The sequence below is a fragment of the Dehalococcoidia bacterium genome, assembly GCA_041653995.1.
Lineage (GTDB): Bacteria > Chloroflexota > Dehalococcoidia > GIF9 > UBA5629 > CAIMUM01.
Genome location: JBAZEK010000004.1, coordinates 54,141 through 77,095 on the forward strand (window position 1 = coordinate 54,141; position 22,955 = coordinate 77,095).

At 51.5% G+C, this 22,955-nt stretch carries 17 protein-coding genes; 6 read left to right on the forward strand and 11 right to left on the reverse strand.

All coding sequences use genetic code 11. The annotated features are described in order from the left end of the window. Nucleotides 1-8 precede the first annotated feature (8 nt). Nucleotides 9-1,925, forward strand: a complete 1,917-nt coding sequence (gene glgB, locus WC359_10990) for a 1,4-alpha-glucan branching protein GlgB (GenBank protein ID MFA5400958.1) — start codon at nt 9-11, stop codon at nt 1,923-1,925. A 68-nt stretch (nt 1,926-1,993) separates the two neighbouring features. On the opposite strand, the gene WC359_10995 is transcribed toward glgB, so the two are convergent. From WC359_10995 to WC359_11005, 3 genes are all read right to left on the reverse strand, one after another. After that, complete coding sequence (locus WC359_10995; protein MFA5400959.1) at nt 1,994-3,178, reverse strand: histidine kinase; 1,185 nt, start codon at nt 3,176-3,178, stop codon at nt 1,994-1,996. A 10-nt stretch (nt 3,179-3,188) separates the two neighbouring features. Further along, on the reverse strand, nt 3,189-3,854 hold the full coding sequence (locus WC359_11000) for a response regulator transcription factor (GenBank protein MFA5400960.1): 666 nt from the start codon (nt 3,852-3,854) through the stop codon (nt 3,189-3,191). A gap of 200 nt (nt 3,855-4,054) precedes the next feature. Further along, a complete protein-coding gene (locus WC359_11005; protein MFA5400961.1) occupies nt 4,055-4,843 on the reverse strand; it encodes a hypothetical protein in 789 nt (262 codons plus the stop codon). Nucleotides 4,844-5,034: 191 nt separating this feature from the next. On the opposite strand from WC359_11005, the gene WC359_11010 reads away from it, so the two are divergent. From WC359_11010 to WC359_11030, 5 genes are all read left to right on the forward strand, one after another. Continuing rightward, complete coding sequence (locus WC359_11010; GenBank protein ID MFA5400962.1) at nt 5,035-5,667, forward strand: corrinoid protein; 633 nt, start codon at nt 5,035-5,037, stop codon at nt 5,665-5,667. A 33-nt stretch (nt 5,668-5,700) separates the two neighbouring features. Beyond that, on the forward strand, nt 5,701-6,888 hold the full coding sequence (locus WC359_11015) for a uroporphyrinogen decarboxylase family protein (protein MFA5400963.1): 1,188 nt from the start codon (nt 5,701-5,703) through the stop codon (nt 6,886-6,888). A gap of 162 nt (nt 6,889-7,050) precedes the next feature. After that, the gene (locus tag WC359_11020) at nt 7,051-9,510 is read left to right on the forward strand and encodes a PAS domain S-box protein (protein MFA5400964.1); all 2,460 of its coding nucleotides are present in this window, start codon (nt 7,051-7,053) and stop codon (nt 9,508-9,510) included. A 104-nt stretch (nt 9,511-9,614) separates the two neighbouring features. Further along, nucleotides 9,615-10,103 carry a GNAT family N-acetyltransferase gene (locus WC359_11025; GenBank protein ID MFA5400965.1) on the forward strand — a complete coding sequence of 163 codons (489 nt, stop codon included), beginning with the start codon at nt 9,615-9,617 and terminating at the stop codon, nt 10,101-10,103. Further along, complete coding sequence (locus WC359_11030) at nt 10,090-11,325, forward strand: MFS transporter (protein MFA5400966.1); 1,236 nt, start codon at nt 10,090-10,092, stop codon at nt 11,323-11,325. The genes WC359_11025 and WC359_11030 overlap by 14 nt, the downstream gene beginning before the upstream one ends. Nucleotides 11,326-11,372: 47 nt before the next feature. On the opposite strand, the gene WC359_11035 is transcribed toward WC359_11030, so the two are convergent. The 8 genes from WC359_11035 to WC359_11070 form a co-directional block, all read right to left on the reverse strand. After that, entirely contained in the window at nt 11,373-12,935 is a 1,563-nt protein-coding gene (locus WC359_11035; GenBank protein MFA5400967.1) for an FGGY-family carbohydrate kinase, read from the reverse strand. 68 nt (nt 12,936-13,003) lie between these two features. Further along, complete coding sequence (locus tag WC359_11040) at nt 13,004-14,737, reverse strand: FAD-binding oxidoreductase (GenBank protein ID MFA5400968.1); 1,734 nt, start codon at nt 14,735-14,737, stop codon at nt 13,004-13,006. A 62-nt stretch (nt 14,738-14,799) separates the two neighbouring features. Further along, entirely contained in the window at nt 14,800-16,386 is a 1,587-nt protein-coding gene (locus tag WC359_11045; GenBank protein MFA5400969.1) for a glycerol-3-phosphate dehydrogenase/oxidase, read from the reverse strand. Nucleotides 16,387-16,481: 95 nt separating this feature from the next. Next, a complete protein-coding gene (locus WC359_11050) occupies nt 16,482-17,021 on the reverse strand; it encodes a hypothetical protein (protein ID MFA5400970.1) in 540 nt (179 codons plus the stop codon). A gap of 71 nt (nt 17,022-17,092) precedes the next feature. Next, nucleotides 17,093-18,472: a metallophosphoesterase gene (locus WC359_11055; protein ID MFA5400971.1), complete on the reverse strand. Its 1,380-nt coding sequence runs from the start codon at nt 18,470-18,472 to the stop codon at nt 17,093-17,095. Between the two features lie 198 nt (nt 18,473-18,670). Further along, the gene (locus WC359_11060) at nt 18,671-19,948 is read right to left on the reverse strand and encodes a serpin family protein (protein MFA5400972.1); all 1,278 of its coding nucleotides are present in this window, start codon (nt 19,946-19,948) and stop codon (nt 18,671-18,673) included. A gap of 128 nt (nt 19,949-20,076) precedes the next feature. Further along, on the reverse strand, nt 20,077-21,291 hold the full coding sequence (locus tag WC359_11065; protein ID MFA5400973.1) for an MFS transporter: 1,215 nt from the start codon (nt 21,289-21,291) through the stop codon (nt 20,077-20,079). A gap of 54 nt (nt 21,292-21,345) precedes the next feature. After that, complete coding sequence (locus WC359_11070; GenBank protein ID MFA5400974.1) at nt 21,346-22,923, reverse strand: PocR ligand-binding domain-containing protein; 1,578 nt, start codon at nt 22,921-22,923, stop codon at nt 21,346-21,348. Between the last annotated feature and the right edge of the window lie 32 nt (nt 22,924-22,955).

Below are 22,955 nucleotides of genomic sequence, written 5' to 3' on the forward strand. Positions count from 1 at the left end.
TTAAAATTATGAATTCAAATAGTCAGGCTTTCAGTCTGCTCAGCAAAGATGATCTCTATCTTTTCAACGAGGGCAGCCACCTCCGCCTTTATGAAAAGCTGGGGGCACATCCCATCCACCGGGATGGGTATGACGGCACATATTTCGCCGTGTGGGCGCCTAACGCCCGGCACGTTTATGTCACGGGTGATTTCAACGGATGGGACAAGAAGGGCTTCAAACTGTCTCCACGTGAGAACTCAGGTATCTGGGAAGGCTTGGTCCCCGGCCTCGATAAGGGCGCCCTTTACAAATACCATATCGAGTCCGATATACGTCGCTTCAAGGTTGATAAAGCCGATCCCATTGCCTTTCACTACGAAACACCACCCAAAACAGCATCCATTGTCTGGGATTTATCCTACACATGGAAAGACCACGGATGGATGGACGGGCGAGGCAAGGCTAACGGGCTGGATGCCCCCATATCAATCTATGAAGTACACCCGGGATCATGGATGCGCATGCCCGAAGATAACAACCGGCATCTCAGCTACAGGGAACTCGCTCCAAGGCTGGCAGATTATGTCAATAACATGGGCTTCACACATGTAGAGCTGATGCCGATCATGGAGCACCCTTTCTATGGTTCCTGGGGATACCAGGTGACAGGATATTTCGCGCCTACCAGCCGTTATGGAACTCCCCAGGACTTCATGTATCTGGTGGATTACCTGCACCAGAACGACATAGGAGTAATACTCGACTGGGTCCCATCACATTTCCCCAATGATATTCACGGACTGGGCTTTTTCGACGGCACGCATCTTTACGAACATGCCGATCCGCGCAGGGGATTTCATCCCGACTGGAAGAGCTATATTTTCAACTACAGCCGCCACGAGGTGCGCAGCTTCCTTCTGAGCAGCGCCATGTTCTGGCTGGATAGATACCATGTGGATGGGCTGCGTGTGGATGCCGTGGCCTCTATGCTGTACCTTGACTACTCTCGTAAAAAGGGTGAATGGGTACCAAATCCATTCGGAGGCAGGGAGAATCTCGATGCAATCTCCTTTTTACGCCGCTTCAACGAGGAGATCTATCGCAACTATCCGGACGTGCAGACCATTGCTGAAGAATCGACGGATTGGCCTATGGTCAGCCGGCCTACTTATGTGGGAGGATTGGGCTTCGGCATGAAATGGGATATGGGATGGATGCATGATACGCTGGAATACTTCTCGAGAGACCCTGTCTACCGGAAGTATCACCACGACAAGCTGACATTCCGCATGCTCTACGCCTTCAGCGAAAACTTCGTCCTGTCCCTATCCCATGATGAAGTGGTGCATGGCAAGTCCTCGCTGGCAGGTAAAATGCCCGGCGACGACTGGCAGAAGTTTGCCAACCTGCGCCTGCTATTTTCCTGCATGTTCACACAACCAGGTAAAAAGCTGGTTTTCATGGGAAACGAATTCGGCCAATGGAAGGAGTGGGACCACGAGAAAAGCCTGGACTGGCATCTTTTGCAGTACGCACCACACAGCGGACTGCAGAAACTGGTGCGGGACATCGCACGCCTCTACGGCAGTGAACCGGCGCTTTACGAGCTGGATTTCGATGCCGGCGGATTCGAATGGGTGGACTGCAATGATTCGATACACAGCGTGGTAAGCTATCTGCGCCGTGGAAACTCCACAGAGGACCTTCTTCTGGTATCGTTGAACTACACTCCTTTGCCGCATTACGCATACCGTGTGGGTGTTCCGCGGGGAGGAAATTGGAAAGAAGTATTCAATAGTGATGCTGCGGACTATGGTGGGAGCGGTCAGGGTAATCTCGGTGCAGCCGAAGCCGAATCAAAGTTCTTTCACGGCAGGCCGTATTCGCTGAGTATCACACTTCCGCCGCTGGCAGCGGTAATTTTTAAATCTTCCGCGCACTGACGGGCCGTCCCAGAACACGGCTGATGGGCGGACACTTATTTGCGCCTGCAGATTTTTCGAGAATAATTTCAGAGCGGTATTTCCACGTCGATAGTAGTGCCCCTGCCTCTGACCGAATCGATGTCTACTTTTCCACCGAGCATCTGTACACGCTCTACGATGCCAGCCAGGCCAAGCTTGCCATCCCTGGGCAATAAATCAATCTTCCCTGCGTGGTCAAATCCTACTCCACGGTCAATCACACTGACTTTTATATTATGTTCAAGATATTCAATCAGTACAGTGGCCGATGAAACCTTGGCATGCTTGGCCGCATTGATAAGAGCTTCCTGGATTATGCGAAATAGCGCGAGCTCCGTATCGGGTTGGAGCCGTTTTTGTTTACCTGCGGCCTTAATCTCAACTTCCATGTCATACATTTTCTTGAGCTCACCTTTAAGCCACTCCAGCACCGGAAGCAGGCCGAGGTCATCCAGAACCGGCGGGCGCAGCTGGCGGCTGAATCGCCTGACCTCTTCAACCGCCGATTTCATTCTCTGATATATGGCATCGAGCTTTGCATTCTCCGCATCCGTGAGATCAGGTTTGCCCGACCGGAAATTGTCCATCTGGTAGATCAATGCCACCAGCGTTTGCACGGTTGTATCATGGAGCTCTCTGGCGATGTATTTTCGCTCCTCCTCCTGCACCCGGGTGATCTGCCTGGCATAATAGCGCAGGTTCTGCTCGGCTATATGCCTCTCTGTTACATCCTCCAGTATCTCGATGGCTCCTATTACCCTTCCCCGGCTAACAAGCGGGCTGGCCGTGAAATGGTACCACTTGCCGTTTTCGCCCAGGGACGGAAAGAAATCCTCAGCTTCATAGGCGCCCCTGATCAGTGCTGACTTTCTGGCGCTGCCATGATAGCGAGCCGATATCTCGTCTTCCGAAGCTCCATCCGCTATGAGGTCAGCCAGTACCGGCCTTTCCTTCCCATAAAAGGCTTTCCACTGGTTGTTCGTCCCCATCACATCTTCCTTGCTGACACCCGAAAGCACTTCCAGGGCCTTGTTCCATTGAATGACATGGTGCTTTTTATTTACGGCAAACACCGGAAGGGGGAAGCGGCCCAGCACGCGAGCCAAAATAACATCTGAGCTGGTTCGCAGGTCCTCCCTGTTAAGATAAAGTTTGACTATAAAAAAAATGAGCAGCCCTGCCGTGATAGCCAGGGCAATCAACAGTATTAAGATAACGTTAATATAAGACATGGCCGCCCGCTCAACTCAGGTCTTTGAGGCTCAACCAATTCCTCTTCATGGCTTCGACCACCGCCTCTGTCCTCGAACCAACACCCAGTTTGCTGAAAATAGTCCTGAGGTGGCTCTCGATAGTGCTCACGCTCAGGTGGAGCTCCTGTGCAATAGCATGGTTGCTCAGGCCTCCGGCGGCCAGTTTCAGTACGGTTATCTCCCTTTCGCTGAGCAGATCCGCCGACGGTTCTTCCACAGCATCGATTTTACCCGTGCGGAATTTTTGCAGAACCTTCTTGGCTATGTTGGGATGCAGCACAGACTCGCCTCTGTATACGGTCTTAATAGCTTCTACCAGATCGGACACACCGACATCTTTCAACAGGTAGCCGGCGGCGCCCGCCGAAAGCACTGAAAAAATATACTGCTCATCATCATAAGCCGTGAGCACCAGAATAGATACGCCCGGTTGAAATGACTTGATCTGTTTGGTAGCTTCAATCCCGTTCAGCCCGGGCATAGCTACGTCCATGATTATTACATCGGGTTTCAATCCCCGGGCCAGACTGACGGCCTCATCGCCGTTGCTCGCTTCACCAACAATCGTGAACTCCGGCTCGCGTGTCAACGCCTCCCGGATACTCTCCCGCACAACGGCATGGTCCTCGGCAAGCAGTATCTTAATCGAATCCAATGCAAATATATCCCGGCGGATTTGCAGTAAGTATACAACCGCGCTTAAATGCAAGCAAAGCAATCGTCCCTTTTAGAACTGAAAGTTATTACATCGAATAAATCTCACGGCCGAAGATATGAACCCAGTTTCTTTTAAGCGCTTCGGTCACTGAAGGCCTTTGCCATATATACTGAATTAAATACGGACCGGCCGTACTACTAATCTTTAATGTACGACAACATCTGAATCAGGGCATCCGGTTTTACGCTCACATCGCCCGAGTAGGGGTGATCCATAGCCAGTATGGTGAAAAGCAGAAGACCAATCAACGCCGACAGCAGGGTGGTCATAACCAACTGGAGGGTAAGGTTATCGGACCCGAAGAAGAAGGTAAAGCTGATGGTAATGCATCCGCCCATGATGAGGACAAGCCAGAGAACAGGATTCAGTCCATTGTTCGCGTCCATTAGACGTTGCCGCCTCATCTCACCGGCCTCGTTCATTTTCCGCACAGACTCGGCCAGAAATATTTTCTGTGTCTCAGTTTGCGGTTGATAACTGCTGTAAAGCTCCCAGATCCGCGCTGCCAGGGCCTGAACTTTTTCGCTGCGCTTCCCGTAGCCGATCACTTTCCATTCCTCATTTATGACTGCCTTTATATATTCATCCATTGCCGCCTCGCCTTTCTCCCTGAATTCGGGTGAAAGTCCGTTCATGTCCCGATAGATATCGGCGTAGTAATTTGCCTCCTTGTTCAACGTGATATTAGCATCTTCAAACTGCTGCCAGAGAATAATGGTGGAGAAGCCCAGTAAAACGGCGTATATCACGCCCAGTGTTGCGAAAAGCGGCCCTGCAATATCATGGTGACTTTTCAACTTCGACCGATCGACATAACGACGTACAATCAACACGCCGCATATGCCAAAAGCTACCGCTATAACTATTATTGCGATGCATATGGCGTACGACGGGTAAGTCATAAGGATCCATTGCGAAAAAGGCATTACTCACTCCTGCTAAAACTACGAGTACTATTAAACTGCCATTGCACCGATCAGTCAAGCAGCAGGCATACTCACATACGAAAAGTTGCCGGATTGAAAGTCACACTCCGCATTTGTAAAATGTTTCTTTTGTTGTCATAATGCACAATCGGATGAAGTCGCAGGCCATTAATATAACTGGGGGAAAGTGCATGAAAGAACTGAAGCAACTCGTGATAGACGGCAAATCTGACAGAGCGGCAGCTCTGGTTGCCAGGTTACTGGACGAAGGCGGATCTGCCGACGTGCTGATGGAACAAGCATTGATACCAGCCATGGACACAGTAGGTAAGCTTTTCCAGGACGGCGAGTATTTCCTGCCTGAACTACTGGTATCGGCCAAGGCTATGCAGAGAAGTGTGGAGGTTATCAAACAGCGCTCAACTACCGGGACAGTTACCAAAAGCGGTAAAGCAGTCGTTGGCACAGTCAAAGGTGACCTGCATGACATAGGCAAGAACCTGCTTGTCATGGCGTTAGAAGGCGCCGGTTTCGAAGTGGTGGACCTCGGCTCGGATGTTTCAACGCAGCAGTTCGTGGAGGCTGTTAAAAAGCATCAACCCCATGTTATGGGCATGTCGGCCCTGCTCTCCACTACGATGTACATGATGAAGGACGTTATTGAAGCCATGGACAGGGAGGGATTACACGCGGGTGTAAAAATCATGGTAGGCGGCGCCCCTCTCAACGATGACTACGCTAAAAAGATAGGAGCGGATTTTTACGGCCCGGACTGTATCGCCGGCAGAGATTACGCGCGCGCTATTGTCGCCCATAAGAATTAGACAGGCTGTCGATCCAACCACATGAGTCACACCATGAAAAGTCGAAGCAAAGGCGCAATGACGCCCAAAGAGAGGATTCATGCGGCAGCAAGGGGACTGCCCTCCGATCGGGTGCCCGTGTTTTATTGGATCGAAGCGCACACAGGCTGCAGGTTAATGGCCGAATACCGGCCATCAGGTCACTGGAACAGGGACCTGGCAGCAAAATTCCTCTGGAACAGGCTGAAAAAGGGCGGATATATGCAGGCCGCTGAGGTTTGGAGATTCTTGCCACTGCTCTGGGATATTCATAGCTATAATTTCGCCAATGCCTATGGCATTAATCTGGGAGCGGACATGATCCTCGCCTCCTACGCAACACCTGATTACAGCAAATGGAGCTATAAAAAGGGCCACATCGACATCGTTGATATCTACAATGTAGGCCGCAAGATAGGCGGAGGAATCTATCCCGATATGATTGATCCCCCCATAAAGAATCTCGATGACCTCAAGAATTTCGCTTTTCCCGATGCCACTAAAAATAGTCTATACAACACGTTTCGGCGGTACAGGAAGCAGTACCCTCATCACAGCATTGCCGCAGAGGCATGGGGTCCACATGATTGGACCAGCAACCAGATGATAGGCCTGGAAAAATATATGACCTGGCTGGTGGAATACCCGGATGAAATCAAGTCGTTCATGGACAGGTTCATCGACCACGAGATTGAGATCGCCCGCAGGAGCATAAGGGCAGGGGCGGACGTTATATTTATCTACGATGATTACGGCTATAACAACCGCCCTCTTATTTCGATGAAAATGTGGAAAGAATTCATGTACCCCAGGCTGAAAAAACAAATTGATGCCGCCCATGAAGATGGCGCCCTGGTATGCCTGCATTCGTGCGGTTACCAGATGCCGTTCCTCGAATATTACGTGGAAATGGGTATCGACATGCTGCAATCATTTCAGCCGGCCGCCGGCAACGACTTCAAGCTCGCTGTGGACAAATACGGTGATAAACTGTGTTTCGTGACAGGCATCGATATTCAGAAGGGAGAGTCTATGACGCCGGAGGAGTACAAGCAGGATATTCTAGCATACTATCGCATCGGCAGGGCTAAAAATCGCCACATACTGGGAACTACACATGAAATACAGTACACCATGCCTGAGGATAACCTGAGGATCCTTTTCAAGACCGTCGGAGAGATCCAGGCTGGTTATTACGATTAGCTGCTGCCTGAAACCACATGTTCAAACAGTACGGCTCAATATGTTATAATCAGAAGGTTATTTCTTAGCCTGTGTGTATAAACAGCTGATAACTTACTACGATTTATGCCGGTCCGTGATGCAGGTTGAAGTTTAGGTATGAGGTAGTTATAGAGGCAATACATGGCAAACCCGCGTAAACCGACCCAAAAGAAATGTGTAAGCAGCGGGAAAATTACTGCCAACCAGGCTGACCAGGCCGCTCTGGGGCAGGCTCTGCTCCAGAGCACCAGCGCTGGCATCTACATAGTTCAGGACGGTGAGTTCGTCTACCTCAGCCCCTTCTTCGAAACCCTGACGGGATATTCTATTAAAGAGCTGCTTGGGCAGGAATCTCTCAAACTCGTCCATCCAGATGACCGCGAGATGGTACGCAGGGCAGCCATCAGTATGCTGAAACAGCGTCGCAAGCAAAATCCATTTGAATACCGTTTCCTGAAAAAGAACGGTGATGTGATGTGGGTGATGGAGACGGTATCACCGATTGATTACAAAGGTCGGCGCGCTACTCTGGGCAGCTTCATGGATATCCACCAGCGCAAAATGCTTGAGGAAGCCGTTTCAAAGTCAGGACAACTGCACAGCGCTATGCTTTCACAGATGTACGACGCCTGTTTTGAGGTGGATTTGTCCGGCCACTTCATTTTCACCAACAATTCCATGTGCGTCAGCCTGCGTTATAATCTCCTCGAACTCGATGGCAAACATTCCGATATCATTATACCGGAGGAAGATCGAGAGCTAGTCGGTAAGGCCTTTAACCATGTTTTTAAATCCGGCCAGACCAACACAGGTTTCACACACAGGGTCAAACGCAAGGACGGCATCGTGATGACGGTTGAAACCTCTGTCTCACCGGTAAGGGAGCCCTCGGGCAGAATAACAGGATTTATCTGCGTCAGCCGCGATGTCACAGAGAGCAGGCGGCTGCAGGCAGCTCTTTTACGATCCGAGGAATTGCACCGCACCATCCTCGAGCAGATGTACGACTCTTATTATGAGGTAGACCTGGCAGGCACTTTTACATTCGTCAACGACTCTGTTTGCTCAAACCTTCTTTACTCTAAAGAAGAGCTGCTGGGGAAAAATTTTAATTTCTGTGTCCCACCGGATGAAATCAAGAATATGTTCCTGGCCTTCAACCGGGTATTCAGGGCCGGTCAACCCAACAAAGCGTTCTCACACAAGATACTGCGCCGTGACGGCAAAATCCTATATGCGGAAAGCTCTATCGACCTGCGCAGGGACGAGACGGGCCAGCCCATCGGCTTCCGCAGCATCTCACGCGACATCACCGAGCGGAAACAACTTGAAGAAGCCCTGCTGGAGGAAAAGAACTTCACGGACTCAGTCCTGGACAGTATGCCTGGCATCTTTTACGCACTGGACGAAAATGGAAGACTCATAAGATGGAATAAAAACGAGGAGAAGGTGACCGGCTATTCGAGCGCGGAACTGCATAATATGAATGCACTGAACACTATAGCCGAGGAAGAAAGGGAGATAGTGGCATCGAAGATAGCCGATGTTTTTTCGCAGGGCTATGCATCGGTCGAAACCCTGATTTTATCGAAAGACGGAAAAAAAATGAGATACCTGCTGACCGGTGCCCGAGTAGATATCGGAGACAAGCCATATGTTATCGGTATGGGTATAGACATCTCAGAGCGCATACAGGCCGAGCAGGATTTAAAACGGAGCGAAGAACGCTACCGGGCACTATTCGACAGCTCGCTCGAACTTGTCTATATACTCGATTTCGAAGGAAATTTTTTGGATGCCAACCGCGCTACCCTGGAACTCATAGGATACAGTAAAGAGGAGATCAGCACACTGAACGTAGCTTCACTTTTTGATACTGAGGACCTGCCCGATGTACTGGCGATGTTAAATAAGGCCGGAGTGCCGGGGCTGTACAAGGAGATGATGGAATTCAAACTGCGCCGCAAGGACAGCAGCCAGGTATATATTGAGGCTCAGTCCTCGCTCATCAGGCGTGAGGGCAAACCTTATGCCATTCAGGGAATCGCCCGCGATATAACGGAGAGGAAAATGTTCGAACAGCGGCTATCTGAGATGGCCACGCACGATTTCCTGACCGGACTGCCTAACCGGATATTGCTTAACGACCGCTTTACCATGGCGCTGGCGCAGGCCCACCGCAACAAGCACAGGCTGGCTATTATCGCGGTTGACCTGGACCGCTTTAAATCGGTCAATGACACTTTAGGGCACCAGGCCGGTGACGATCTGCTCAAGGCCATAGCCATCAGGTTGAAGGAAAGCGTCCGTTCAAGTGATACGGTGGCCCGCATGGGAGGTGACGAATTCCTGTTACTCATGCCGGAGATGCACATGATAGAGGATGCCAATAAAATCATCGACAAGATAGCGCTTGCTTTCAAGGAGCCGTTCTCCATACAGGGCAGCCGTTTGAATATGTCAGCCAGCATGGGACTGGCCATATACCCCGATGACGGTGAAGATATGGAGGCTCTGATGCGCAAGTCCGATGCCGCCATGTATAACATCAAACGCCACGGCCCCAGCGAAGGGCGCCCTCGCCATACGCGAGAAGACTAGCTTCTTTAGCCCTATCCTACTTTTCGTACAGTTCAATTAATTTATTGTTCATATCCTCTATCGGGTATACTTTCTTCTAAAATCAGCATCCTAACCGTCCGCAAATGAGAATATCTAATTGCAGCAAAGAAGATTTTGATCAGATTCTGACTGATTTCAGCCAGTTTTGGGAGCATGAACGAGCACTTGCCCTGCATCACCCCACACTGCTTTATGAGTTCGGCAATTCAGCATTTATTATAAAGCATGACAACAAAGTCGTTGCTTATCTTTTCGGCTTCATCTCACAAACAGAACCGACAGGCTATATTAACCTTCTGGCAGTGCGCCAGGATTACCGTAGACAGGGCCTGGGCAAGAAGCTGTATTATCATTTCGAGCAATATGCCATGAAGCGCGATTGCCTGCGGCTGAAGGCTATCACCAGTCCTGTCAATACACTTTCAGTCAACTTTCACAGAAATATAGGCATGAGGCCTGTCGGAGAAATGGGTCCCACAGGTGTGCCAACCATCAAAGATTATGCAGGTCCGGGCAAAGACCGCATCGTTTTCATTAAGAATATCGGGCGGACAGCGCATGACAAATACTAAAAGCCTGCAATATGGGTGGGTGGTGGTGGCCTCCGCCTTTGTGATCACCTTCATTACATGCGGGGTGAATTTCAGCTACGGCGTTTTCTTCCTGCCCATAGTGAATGAATTCGGCTGGTCGCGCGGGCTGGCCTCGGCTGTCATGCTGGTTGCCGGTATCGCATACGCCACCACCCTACCTTTCACAGGCATACTTGCCGATCGTTTCGGCTATAAGTGGGTGCTGGCCGCCTCGGCCGGCTTCCTCAGCCTGGGCTTGATACTGAGCTCGCAGATCCAGGAGCTATGGCAACTGTACGTATTCACGGGTCTGCTGGTGGGACTGAGTATCAGCGCATCCTTCGCCATCCCTGTTGCGCTGGTATCCCTGTGGTTTACCAGAAAGCAGGGCCTGGCTGTCGGTGTTGCCACACTCGGCATCAGCCTGGGAACAGCCACTATCCCGCTGCTTATGAGTTACCTCATCAGTACAGCCGGCTGGCGGCCGGCGTTGCTGCAGGCTGGTATAGCCACGGCTATCCTCTGCATACCGGCCACACTACTGATGCGAAGCCCTCCACGCAATATCCGGGCAACCGATTCTGTGAACAGCGCCGAATCCTCCACGGCGCAGAATGTTGTTTATTCAGACCTGGATATAGGATTAACAGTCTCTCAAGCTATCCGCACAGGCCAGTTCTGGATGCTCTTCACCATGTTTCTGCTCGTTCTCTCCAGCCTGGGATTGGTTATGCTTCACCTTGTGCCTTATGCGGTAGATTCAGGTATAGACTCAATACAGGCTGCCGTTTTAATCACACTGATCGGCGTCTTCGGTATCGCCGGCAGACTGGTTTCCGGTGTCCTTTCCGATAGAATCGGTATTAAGCCGATCATGGTATTCTGCACAGTGTTATTGGGTCTGAATATAGCCTTTATAGCTCTCTGCCAAGAATCCTGGGCCTTCTACATCTTCGCCGCCATCTACGGCATCACTTACAGTGGATTCGTCACCCAGATGGTAAGCATTACACGCAAGGTCTTTGGGGGCAAGGCGCTGGGATCTGTGTTCAGCGCCCTTATGGTCTCGGACGGCATAGGCTTCGGTATCGGCCCCTGGGTAGCGGGCAATATTTACGACGCCACAGGCACCTATCAGATTTCATATTTGGCTGCAGCTGCGGGATTGGCTGTAGCCACCGCCCTCGTGTTCATCGTCAGACCTGCTACTACCAAACCATGAAGCTGCGAGTATCTCCCTTTGCAGGGCCTCGCAAACCGTGGTATCCGTCAACCCCCTGCGCCGGCCCTGCCGGTGATATCTTTTATCTCCTGGTAGAGAGGCTTGAGCCTGTTATACATCTTGAGATAGACATCGCGATAAAGCCTTTCATAGACAGCATGTGTGTCCTCGTTGGGCTCGAAACAATCACCCGGATGCGTCATCTCGCTCACGGCCGATTTGAAATCCTTGTGGATATTCACCCCCACCGCAGCATCCATGGCAGCCCCCAGACCCGATGCCTCATATACATGTGGCCTGGCGGTAGGCAGGCCGAAGATATCCGCAGTAAGCTGCATGGCAGCATTGCTCTGGCTTCCGCCGCCTGCGATACGCAGGTCGTTGATCTTCACACCGCTGCGTTTCTCGGTTTTCTCTTTGCCCTCTCTCAGCGCATAGGCCAATCCCTCCAGTATGGCACGATATATATGTGCGCGTGTGTGTGAATCGCCGAAACCGATTATGGCGCCACGAGCTTCAGGGCCGGGAAACCGCAGTCCGGGAGACCAGTAGGGCTGCAACACAAGCCCCTGTGACCCGGGAGGGACCGCTTTGACCAGATCGTCAAACAGGGCCTCCGGCTCCATCCCCTTTTCATCTGATATACGCTGCTCCCGCAGGCCGAACTCCTGCTTGAACCAGCTCACCATCCAGTAGCCGCGGAAAATCTGTATCTCGAAGTTATAGAGCCTGGGCACAGCAGCCGGGTAAGGAGGTATGAGAGGTATAACTTCAATGTATTTATCGTGAGTAGTATTGATGGTGGCAGTTGTTCCGTAGCTGAGGCAGGCTACGTTCGGTTCAAGAGCGCCCGAGCCCAATACCTCACAGGCTTTATCAGCTGCGGCGGCGATTAAAGGTAACCGCGCCGGTATTCCGGTAGCCTCCGCTGCTTTGACAGTTATCTCGCCCAGCACTTTACCCTGCGGTACAAGGTCGGGCAATATCCTGGGATCCATTGAGATAGCCTGCCATTTCCAGCCATGTTTGGCCTCCCAATTCTGGCTCTTGTAATCGAAAGGAATATACCCTACCTGGCAGCCCACCGAATCGACATATCTTCCGGTCAGTAGATAGGTCAGGTAGCCTGAGACGAAAAGGTATTTGTGCGTCTTCTTCCAGATCTCGGGCTGGTGCATGCGTATCCAATTGGCCTCCGCCTCGGCCTGCAGATAAGCCACGGTCTCACTGGCTCCGGCCACGGCAAAGGCCGCACCCCAGAAGCCTCCCAGTGGCGGTTGTCCAATGGTGCGGCGCTGGTCAAGCCAGTGGATGGCCGGCCTGAGAGGCTCGCCGTTCTCATCGACATTTATCATCGTCGCACGCTGTGTGGTGAGCGCCACAGCAGCGATACTGTCTTTCTTGACCTCAGGATTCTGCCAAAGGCCCTGGCAGGCCTTCGCCATGGATTCCCACCAGAGCTGCGGCCTCTGCTCAGCCAATCCCGGAGCATCGGAGTAATAAGGTTCATAAGGCACCCGGTGTTTGGCAATCAGCTTACCCCTGGGATCGAACAGCAATACACGTACGCTCTGTGTCCCTACATCGATAGCCAGCAAGTTCTCAGCCATGGCAAACCTCCCCTTTGTATTCAATTATCTAAATCGTGCGGACGGGGCTGAAATCCTGTCTATACAATTTACTTCCTGAAGCCCCAGCGCTTTGCCATTTGTTCCTCTGACATATCCAACCCCAACGTTCCACCGGGGTTCATAATATGGTGCGGGTCGAAATGGTCGCGTAATGCACGTATTACGTCGACCTGAGCTTTACCGATCTGGCCTTCCAGCCAGGGCGCCGTTTGTTTGCCCACGCCATGGTGGTGACTCATAGTGGCACCGGCCTTCTGAATGGCATCAAGTATGCCGTATTGTAGTTCAAGATACTCGTTGATCTCCTTCATCTTGGCCACAAATATGAAATACAGGTTGCCGCCCTGCGGGTAGGCGTGTGAAAGGTGTGTCATGCAAATGGTTTTCGGTCGCGATTTAATATAAGCCCTGACATCCGCATGCACCTTAGCCAGATTATCCCAGGTGACGCCGCACTCCAGAGTATCGATCAGCACACCATAATCCATCAGGTCTTCGCGCATAAAAGGATCGGTGAAGCGACTCTTCTCCCAGGATTGAGTGACTTTGGCTATACTAAGGTTGAAGACGCCGTACTTCCTGAATATCCTATCCAGCTTTTTAGCCACCAGCCGCGCCAGATCACCATCTCCTTCGGACATGCCGATGAACATGCAGCGCTGCATGGGCTTATAGCCCAGCGCCCTCAGCACTGAATCTACAGGCGTGCCGTGGATGTGGTACATACGCAAGGCCACGTCGGTCTCCTCGGGATCGGACAACCGGAAGACAGAGGGGAATCCAAACTCGCCCTGCATAACCTCGCGACAGGCCGCGAGTGCCCCTTCCCATGTCTTGAACAGGTAAGAGAACCTGCGCCTGTTTTCCGGCATATAGCGGCATAGCCTCAATGTGCAACTTACCAGGATGCCGAATGTCCCCTCGCTGCCGATCATGATCTGGTCGAAATCAGGCCCGGTTGCCGACCGCGGAAATTCCAATGTTTTAAACTCGCCGATGGGCGTGACATATTCCTGGGATATCACCATATCTTCTATCTTGCCGTAATAAGTGGAGTTCTGGCCGGCGCCGCGGGTAACCACCCAACCACCCACACAAGAATGCTCGAAGGACTGAGGAAAATGGCCCACGGTATAGCGCCTTTTAGCTTTGAGCGTGTCAGGCGCATTGTTTAATATCCTCTCCAGGTCCGGGCCCATAATGCCGGCCTCCACCGTGACGGTCTGGTTATTTTCATTGATCGAGATGATCTTGTTCATGTGAACATTCATATCCAGGCAGACACCACCCTTCACAGCTTCCTTACCCCGTGTAACACTGGAATTGCCGCCGACTACATACAGGGGTATGCGGTTTTCATCACAGAACCTGACGACGGCCTGCACATCCTCGCGGTTGCGCGGGCAGAGGACAACATCCGGCAGGTTCTCAATTATTTTGTTGCGCAGACGTAATACGTCGTAAATAGACGACCCGTAGGATGTACGCGCACGATTGTACGTGTCAGTGTAGAAATTCCCGGCGCCGACTATATTCTTGAGGGCTTCTATCTGCGATGCCGGCAGTTTTGGAGGTATTTCAATATCGATCTTTTCTGTGCACAGGCTGGGCTCTTTGAAATCATCGTCCGTCATGCCGAAATTTTCTTTGATCAGGTGAAACATACCGGGATTGGGATGTTTGAAACCCCTCGGATCGCCGTACTTGATCAGGCTGCGATACGAGCCGGCCGGGGCTTCCTCTTCACACCAACTTGGATAAAACTGGTCTTTGTGTGCCATGGTTTCCTCCTTGAGACAGGCATATTAATAATTTCAGGTACGTATATACCGTCGGGCAGTATTTAAGCCGGGCTGGGGCTGTAATATTTGCGCCATGTATCCAGGTAAGCAGCTGCTTCATCCTGCCACTTATCATCACTCCAGCCGAGTTCAGCCTGCACCGCTTTACGCACACGCGCGAGCTGGTCCTCCGCACCTCCCTGCAGCAGCATACCAATCCTGACCCTCCTGAGCAAGAGGTCAGACAGGCGTACCACACCCTCCGCGCGCGCCGCCCAGCGCAGCTCAGCCCAAACATTGGGCAAACTGCCTATACGCTCGAGCTCTCCAGCGCCCGCCGTCTTAATCAGCTCAGCCGTGTCATTGCCGTACCGCCCCAGTAGATGAGCCAGTGTAGTTGAATCAATATTAGGCGCATTCACAGATGGTAGTTTGGGAAAGATACGCTTGTTTTTAACTACGGGTAACTTACCCAGTTTTTTAAGCACAGCCGCCAGTGTTTGGCGCGACATTATACGGAAAGTTGTGTACTTGCCGCCCGTGATAGTGATAAGTCCGTTCTCTTCCCAAAGCGCATGTGCGCGCGATTCTTTGCCGGGCGTGTCGGCGCCGCCTTTTATTATGGGACGAAGGCCGGCGAACGACGAAATCACGTCGCTCCGGGTGAGGTTAAGGCCGGGGAATAGAAACGCCGAGGCCTCCAGAATGTAGTTTATCTCGTCCTGGCTGGCGAACGGTTCGCTATGGTTTGCATCCAGCGCCGGATCATGGTCTATGTCGGTAGTCCCGATCATAGTGGTCCCCTCCCAGGGGATAACGAACATGGCACGATTGTCCTTCGGATGCAAAAGCGTAAGCGCATCCTTCATAGGCAGCTTCTCCCTCTGGAAGATGAGGTGGCTGCCGCGCAGCCTGCGCAGCCGGGCGGGTTGGCCTACCTGGCCTCTCAGCTGGTCAGCCCACGGCCCCGAAGCATTGACAAAGGCCCTGGCATTTATTTCGAAGGTCCTGCCGTCCGGCGATGATGTATCTTTTATAGCGACGCCGCGGACCTGGCCGCTACTGTCCAGCAGAAGCTTCTCAACTTTAAGGTAGTTGATGGCAGTGCCGCCATTCCTGACCGCCTCCTTCAACACGCGCAGGACGATTCGGCTATCATCCATGGCTGCGTCATAGTAAAGGTACCCACCCAGCATACCCTCCGCTTTCAAAATGGGATACTCTTTCAGTATTTTCTCCGTGCTGTAGGCACGGTGATCCCATTTGGGCGCCAGCAGGTCATATATAGCGATTATCTGTCCTATCTGATTGGTTTTCACATGGTAGCGCTCGAAGTTGGGAAATATGAATCCCAGCTTGGTCACTAAATTTCGGGCTTCCCTCAGCAGCCATTCCCTTTCCCGCACCGATTCCTGAGTCACCTTATACTGCTTGTTTAAAATATAACGCAGGCCACCGTGGATTAGCTTCGAGGATCGGCTCGAGGTACCCGAGGAAAAATCGCCGCTTTCCACCAGCAGGGCTTTAAGTCCTGCCGCAGCTGCTTGAAACAGCACCCCGGCCCCTGTGATTCCACCGCCTATAATGATCAGGTCCCAAGGTTGGTCGATGTGTGATATAGCCTGTTCGCGCCATCCTTTACGCCACATAGTATCTCCTGTAGAATCCGGAATAGATTTGCTAGCTGTAGAACGCCGGGTTCAAAGGATATTTTAACGTTTTTTATAAAAACTTTCAGTCGGGCCTATTTGTAAGGGAACATGGCCGTCCAGACGAAGGCATCGATGACGCCGGTCTGAATAAAAAACACCGCTGCGCCTGATACTGCCAGCCAGTAGCTCCAGGCCGGCTCCCTCTGACTGATCATCAGTAATGCGCACAGCAGGGCCAGCGAGCCCAGGGCGACAAATAGAAGCACCATGCGAATATAAACCCACCAGCCACGCCATTGTGTCTCGATCAATTTATATGTGAGCGGCATCCAGAAGGCCGAGAAAACCAGTATCACTGCAAATATAATATCCAGAACAAGGAAGCCATCGGATCCCCATATCTGCACGGCACCTGCATCGAGATGAAATAGAATGAAGTACAGAAAGAGCAGATAACCCGCGGCAGCCAGCGGCATGCTCACCAGGTAAATCAACTTGAGCGCCGGAGTGATACGGCCCCAGATCAATTGCTCGGTGTTGGGATGGCTGACCATACCGGCCACGCAACTGGCAATCACGGCAAAGCCTCCCAACAAGTTTATCACGAGGAACCAGATCTTCTGCTCGTCCATACTGATAACTGCCGATTTAAACTAATCAGTACCGGCCTGTCTGCCGCAGACTAAGAGCGCCTGGCTGCGACTTATTTCCAGCTGCCGTCTTTCAGGTTAATCGTCAGGTTATTGTCCGGCGGGGGCAGGTCTTTCCAGAGGCCGAGGATAAGATCCTTGCGGTATTGTATGACCGCCCAGGCCAGTGGGCTTAAACCGGTCTCCGTGACCATCGTCTGTCCGGGCGCCAGCTGTTCGTCGCCGCCATAATGCGCGCCGAAGCCGACCGCTATTTCCTGAGCTATCTTTTCCGCCTCGGGGCGATCGATCTTATATCCCGTCAACACACCTGTGGCTATGGTTGCGATGCCATCCTGCAGGTACTGTTTGGCATACGCCGGAAAATTTTCTGGGTGCGAGGCTATGTACGTTACACTCTCTTGCTCAATCGTTGCCACCTGGTCTTTATCGATAGTCACCACCCTGAACGGGCAGGGGTAGGTAACCAGCGAACCGGTTTCGATATCGAATATGAATTTGCCGTTATCATACTTTTTCTCGGTGATATCCTGGGCATGATAATGCCCGGTGAACACCAGGCGAGCATTGTAATTGGCCAGCAATTTAGCGACTTCTTCGTAGTTATCCACGATATATTCGCCGTAGTTTTTCTCCTGTCCTGCGTAGTGCTCCATGATGCCATGGTGCATCATTACGATAACGGCCTTGTTCTCTTTGGCCGCCTGGCCAAGCATCTTTTCGATCCATGCCAGCGTCTGGGCGTTGAACTTGCCGTCCGTGACCGACTCCTTGTCCTCAACATTCTCAGTGTAACGGTTCGCATCCAACGCCAGCAGCCATAGACCTGGCTCAAGCTCGGCTACGTAGCTGAGCGAATTCGGATCACGTTGCAGAGCGTCTTTGAAGCCGAAATCAGCATAAATCTGGGCAAACTGGTCGGCCGTAATATTCGGCACACGCTCTATGATGTCGCCAGAGTATTTGTATGAGTGCCCATTCAATATGTCATGGTTGCCCGGCACCACGAATACCTTCTTGCCGGCAGCTTTTAACTGTGCGAGATAGCTTGCGGCCAGATCGTGTGAGACTTTCTCTCCGTCCTTGGTAAGGTCACCCGCCACTAATACGATGCTGCCCTTGAGATTCTTGATCGAAGAGATAGCTGATTCCAGTATCTCGGGACTCTCCCTCAGAAGTTTGCGGTCTTTATTCAGGTAAGCCTCGAATGCTGCGCCCGTTGTTCCCAACGATGAATCGTAAATATGCGGGTCGCTGAGCACAACGAAGCTGATCTCCGGGTAGGCCGGCGCCTGCGCCAGTTGCTGTCTTAGCGCTGCGTTCGACTCGTATTCAAACGCCTGCTTGGGGGAAGCGCAGGCCAACAGGCCGAAAATGACTATTAAACATATGGAAAACTGGATGATGCGTGAGATTGCTGTTGCTGTCCTCATATACTGTACACCTCCACTTAATCTATCGTGAGTCGGACCCGTTTAATATACTACATGCTTACCAGCCACAGCAAGCATATGTTCAGGGATATCTTGATGACCAAACAAAGCAGGAGTGGAAAACCGGCAACGCCGGTATCTACTCTTCCTGCAAATTAAATTCCGTGCGGGATTGACAAATCCTACCCTGAGATCGGCCTATAATAATGGATTAACCACTCTTCCTATGAAAATTACCGAACCCGTCTGTATGTCCCTTATAACGAAGATAAACGGCCGGTCGACGGTGACCTCCATCGGTTCGACAGGCATAGCCGTGGCGCGCATGACCACAGCCGTAGCGGCCGCAGCCTCCGTACCGACCTCGTCCACTTCTACGAAAGCTTTATGGATAACCCTGGATATGACCAATTCGCGATTGCCTGTCATGCCGGAAAAATCGGCCAGGCTGGTAAAGGCTGTAGGCATCCCCATATGGTATAAAGCATCGCCCAGGCCGAACTCGGACTCTATTTTAAAGCGGGGAAAACGCAGGGAAACCTGCGCAGGCGCGATACTCTCTATAATCGATTTTACTTTGACCGCATCCAGAGATTGCTCGAATTCAGCGAACTTCCCCTGGTCGGGAAGCATCACCACCATCTCCAGCTCGCCGCCATCGTAAGGCAGCGATACAGCCTGGTATCCTTCCCCGGCTGTGTATCCCATCCGTTCCGATTGCCGCATCATGGGAACTTCCACCGTCGAACCATCCAGCAGATGGAAGGAAGCGGGCCGGGTCAGGTTCTTTTCGAAGCTGTTGGCCCACGCTGCATTGAAATATATGGCGTTGGTAAGAACCAGACGCGTCGAAGTTTCTATATCTCCTTCCTTTAAAAGGTCTTTGATACGTTGCTCGGTCTGATCCTCCACCCACTTGTTAATAGTCTGCCGGCAGGTTTCAGGCTCGGTGCGAAAATCAAGAAGCCTCAATCCTGCACTGTAATTCTGCGCCAGTATATCCAGATATTCAGCCAGAAAATGATAACCGGTTTGCCCCCAGATAGCATTCACAATGTTAAGCCGGAAACCCTTATCGTCCTTGCCCTTTGCACCCTGACCACGTGTTTTCAATTGCTGGTCAAGGCTGTTGAAGGCCGGATGCAGACTATTCTGTGGCAAGGTGAAATGAAGTGTGGCAGCCATCTCTTTCTCAGTGGTGTCCCTTGCGCCGGCATAGGTCATAGCCAGCGCCTGCGAGATTGAATAAGGTGAGTAAAAGAGGTTGCCCTGTGTCCCTTTGAGCGCACGGTATAAATCGAGAGCAAACATATTGTTACCGTCGACCAGCAAAGCTATATCGCCTTTTCCCGCCGTAGCCATTGCTCTCTGCTTATCCGAACTCACAACATCGGTGGAAACCGGCTGCGAACAGGCATCTAAACCAGGCAGCAGCATAAGTCCTATGCACACCACAAAGATCCAATTTGTTTTCATTTCACTGCCTCCTGTACACTCAGATCACACCTGTAATAACGATTCATCTCAACACAAAGTTTAGAAAAACCATCTCTCGCAAAGCGCGGTTAGGCTATTTTTATACAGGCGGAACCGCTGACTTTGTATCACGCCTGCGGGTGCGTATCTTTAAGCCATAGAGATATCAGGAATGCTCCAATAAATAGCGCCACCAACAAGCCCAGTGGAGCTACAAACTGGCCGGTCGAAGATTCCAAGGCTTCCATGGAAGGCACAAGAATCACGGCCGCCAGGTTTCCCAGCAACTGCAAGTATCCGACTGAGACGCCGGCATATTTTGGTCCGGTTACCTCGGCTGACATAGTAAGAATGACCGGAAATGCGGAAAGAAGGAAAAAGCCCAATAACATGCAGTTGATTAAATTTGGCGTGTAGCCCCTGATGAGTATCATGGCTGTAATGCAAATTGCGCCCATCAGGGTTGCCAGTACCACGAATGGTTTGCGTCTCCTGACCTTGTCGGAAATAATCGGTACTACGATGCAACCGATCATGCCGGCGAAGATCATTGCGGCTGATATAGTGCTGCCGTCGGCCATCGGTATACTGTGAAGCTCATTCAGAATTTTCTCCAGCCAGGTGGCAAGCCCGTTAAAAGAGCCCAGGCCTACGAACGTCACGAATCCCAACAATATGAAATTCCTGTTCTTGAGAATTACTCCCAGGCCTCCCCAGCTCCCGGTTAAAACTTCGGCTTCCGGCGCTCGCGAAGGAGTGGGCGGTTTTGAGCGGACGATCAGGACGAATACCAGCGTACCGAAGATGCCTGCTATGCCATAAATCCACAGCATTGCGGTGTAACTGAGGCCTTCAACGATGGCCGGAGTGGCTCCCAGTGCCACCATCATTCCTACAAAAAGCGCCAGGGTGCCCAGACCGACAGCAGTAGCCTCCTCCTTGGGAGCGAACCATACCGAAGCCAGCTTGGTTACCCCGTTTAACACAAAGGGCTGTCCTAGGGAGATCCCTATCTGGGAAATGAGCAGCATGTTAAACGAATCCGGCGCAGCCAATCTCAGCAGCGAAAAGACGCCTGTGAAGACAGCGCCGATACCCACACCCCATTTAAATCCGATCTTATCTATAATTATGCCAGCAGGTATGGGGGGAATGACCTGTATGAGTGGAAAGACCAGCGTCAACCACTGAACGCTGCTGGCCGGTATATGCAGCATATCCTCGATATAGGTATCGATTGCTGCGAAGTTCAGCCAGTAAAGCTGCGTCAATGCTGAAACGTACATGTAGATGGCCAGCACCACCCACCTGTACCGATAAACCCTGAAATCCTGTTCCATCATTAAACCTCCCTGCTTTTAATCTATTTTTTCACTGGCAATGATCACCGTTACAGGTCAATCAAATTTAAAGCTCTCAAAATTAAATAACCGGAGACAGGCGTCAACAGCTGTCGCGTCAAATGCAGTTCCCCGTTTTCCTTGGATCTCCTGCAAGGCGACATCGATGCCATGTGCAGGACGATGGGGGCGATGTGACGCCATAGCCTCCACCACATCTGCCACAGCCAGAATTTTAGCTTCCAAACAAATATCATCCCCTTTCAAACCTGCCGGGTACCCTGAGCCGTCCAATCTCTCATGATGCTGCAGCACGATCTCGGCAATGGGCCAGGGAAAGTCGATCGTTTTAAGTATATTGTAAGCAGACAGAGAATGCTCCTTGACCAGACCGAATTCAAGCTCGTTCAAGCTGCGCGGCTTGCTGAGTATATCCGCCGGCACGTTGATTTTACCGATATCATGGATGCTGCTGGCGAGCTCAATCCCCTCAATCTGAAATTCAGTCAGACCCATCTCCAGCGCCATAGCGCCCGCCAGCTGTGATACCCGCCGCTGATGCCCCGCCGTATATGGATCTCTTCTTTCAGTAGTCATTGCTATAGCCTCTACCGCCGCGTGCATGGCGCCCAGTAGTTTATCCTGCATCTCCTGACGCTCTTTTTCCGTTCTTTTCTGATGCGTTATGTCCCTGAGAAAATTCAGCGTGGCAGGTTTGCCTTCCCATTCAGTCAAAGCCGCATTGAAATTGATCCAGCGTATCTCTCCACTTTTATCGATCATACGAAAATCAAATGAAACGGGCGCCTTCCGGCCGCTTAATCGCTCGAAATCATATTCCATAACCACAGACCTGTCGTCCGGATGAATATAATCGATAAAACGGGTATCTATCAACTCTCCTCTTGCGTATCCGGTGTACCATTCTCTTGTATCGTTCACATATTTGATCAGTCCATCCTGAGCAATCAAAATAACCTCGCCTGCATTTTCCACCAGGTTGCGATATTTTTTCTCGCTTTCCCGCAGCGACTCAGCCAGCACCTCCCTTTCGTCTATGCTACGGGCCAGTTTTATATTACTGTAGCTGAGTGACGATATCAGCCCTGCCAGCCTGATAAAAAATCCCATGACGGTGTCCACAGTTTGCCGGTTCCGTCGGGGCACCCTGCCCAGTGCAGCCATGTAATCAGCCTCGTTGAATCCGCAGCGGCGGGCCTGTGCGCGGAAAAATTCGCAATCAGGCTTTTCGTCATCGAAGAAAAACTGGCCACAGTATAAATTGCCCAGGTGTTTTCCACCAACAACGATGGCTGTGGCTGCATCCCACATGCCGTTCTTGCAGCGGTAAAGCTTGAACGTCCCGAACCCGACTTCCCGTGCCAGATGTGTATCGCTTTCCAGACAATTGGCGCAGGTATCAGGATGCGCGCGGTGAAATTTGCTGCAAATATCCTGCCACCCCCCCGAGACCAGAATATTACCTTTGATATCCAGGATTCCTATACCGATATTGGTGATCTCGTAAAAATAATCTGTAAGATCTTGAATAGCCCGTATATCAATTACATCGTTGAGCTCCAATTCTCCGATGTCTCTCTCAACAGTTACCTGTTTGCTGATCTTACCCTGCATCTATTCTCAAGTGATATACAGGAATCGGTAGA

Bases quoted from the DNA above. Each gene is read 5' to 3' on its own strand.
- glgB (MFA5400958.1), top strand. From the start codon at position 9: ATGAATTCAAATAGTCAGGCTTTCAGTCTGCTCAGCAAAGATGATCTC.
- WC359_10995 (MFA5400959.1), bottom strand. From the start codon at position 3,178: ATGTCTTATATTAACGTTATCTTAATACTGTTGATTGCCCTGGCTATC.
- WC359_11005 (MFA5400961.1), bottom strand. From the start codon at position 4,843: ATGCCTTTTTCGCAATGGATCCTTATGACTTACCCGTCGTACGCCATA.
- WC359_11010 (MFA5400962.1), top strand. From the start codon at position 5,035: ATGAAAGAACTGAAGCAACTCGTGATAGACGGCAAATCTGACAGAGCG.
- WC359_11015 (MFA5400963.1), top strand. From the start codon at position 5,701: ATGAAAAGTCGAAGCAAAGGCGCAATGACGCCCAAAGAGAGGATTCAT.
- WC359_11020 (MFA5400964.1), top strand. From the start codon at position 7,051: ATGGCAAACCCGCGTAAACCGACCCAAAAGAAATGTGTAAGCAGCGGG.
- WC359_11025 (MFA5400965.1), top strand. From the start codon at position 9,615: ATGAGAATATCTAATTGCAGCAAAGAAGATTTTGATCAGATTCTGACT.
- WC359_11030 (MFA5400966.1), top strand. From the start codon at position 10,090: ATGACAAATACTAAAAGCCTGCAATATGGGTGGGTGGTGGTGGCCTCC.
- WC359_11035 (MFA5400967.1), bottom strand. From the start codon at position 12,935: ATGGCTGAGAACTTGCTGGCTATCGATGTAGGGACACAGAGCGTACGT.
- WC359_11040 (MFA5400968.1), bottom strand. From the start codon at position 14,737: ATGGCACACAAAGACCAGTTTTATCCAAGTTGGTGTGAAGAGGAAGCC.
- WC359_11045 (MFA5400969.1), bottom strand. From the start codon at position 16,386: ATGTGGCGTAAAGGATGGCGCGAACAGGCTATATCACACATCGACCAA.
- WC359_11050 (MFA5400970.1), bottom strand. From the start codon at position 17,021: ATGGACGAGCAGAAGATCTGGTTCCTCGTGATAAACTTGTTGGGAGGC.
- WC359_11055 (MFA5400971.1), bottom strand. From the start codon at position 18,472: ATGAGGACAGCAACAGCAATCTCACGCATCATCCAGTTTTCCATATGT.
- WC359_11060 (MFA5400972.1), bottom strand. From the start codon at position 19,948: ATGAAAACAAATTGGATCTTTGTGGTGTGCATAGGACTTATGCTGCTG.
- WC359_11065 (MFA5400973.1), bottom strand. From the start codon at position 21,291: ATGATGGAACAGGATTTCAGGGTTTATCGGTACAGGTGGGTGGTGCTG.
- WC359_11070 (MFA5400974.1), bottom strand. From the start codon at position 22,923: ATGCAGGGTAAGATCAGCAAACAGGTAACTGTTGAGAGAGACATCGGA.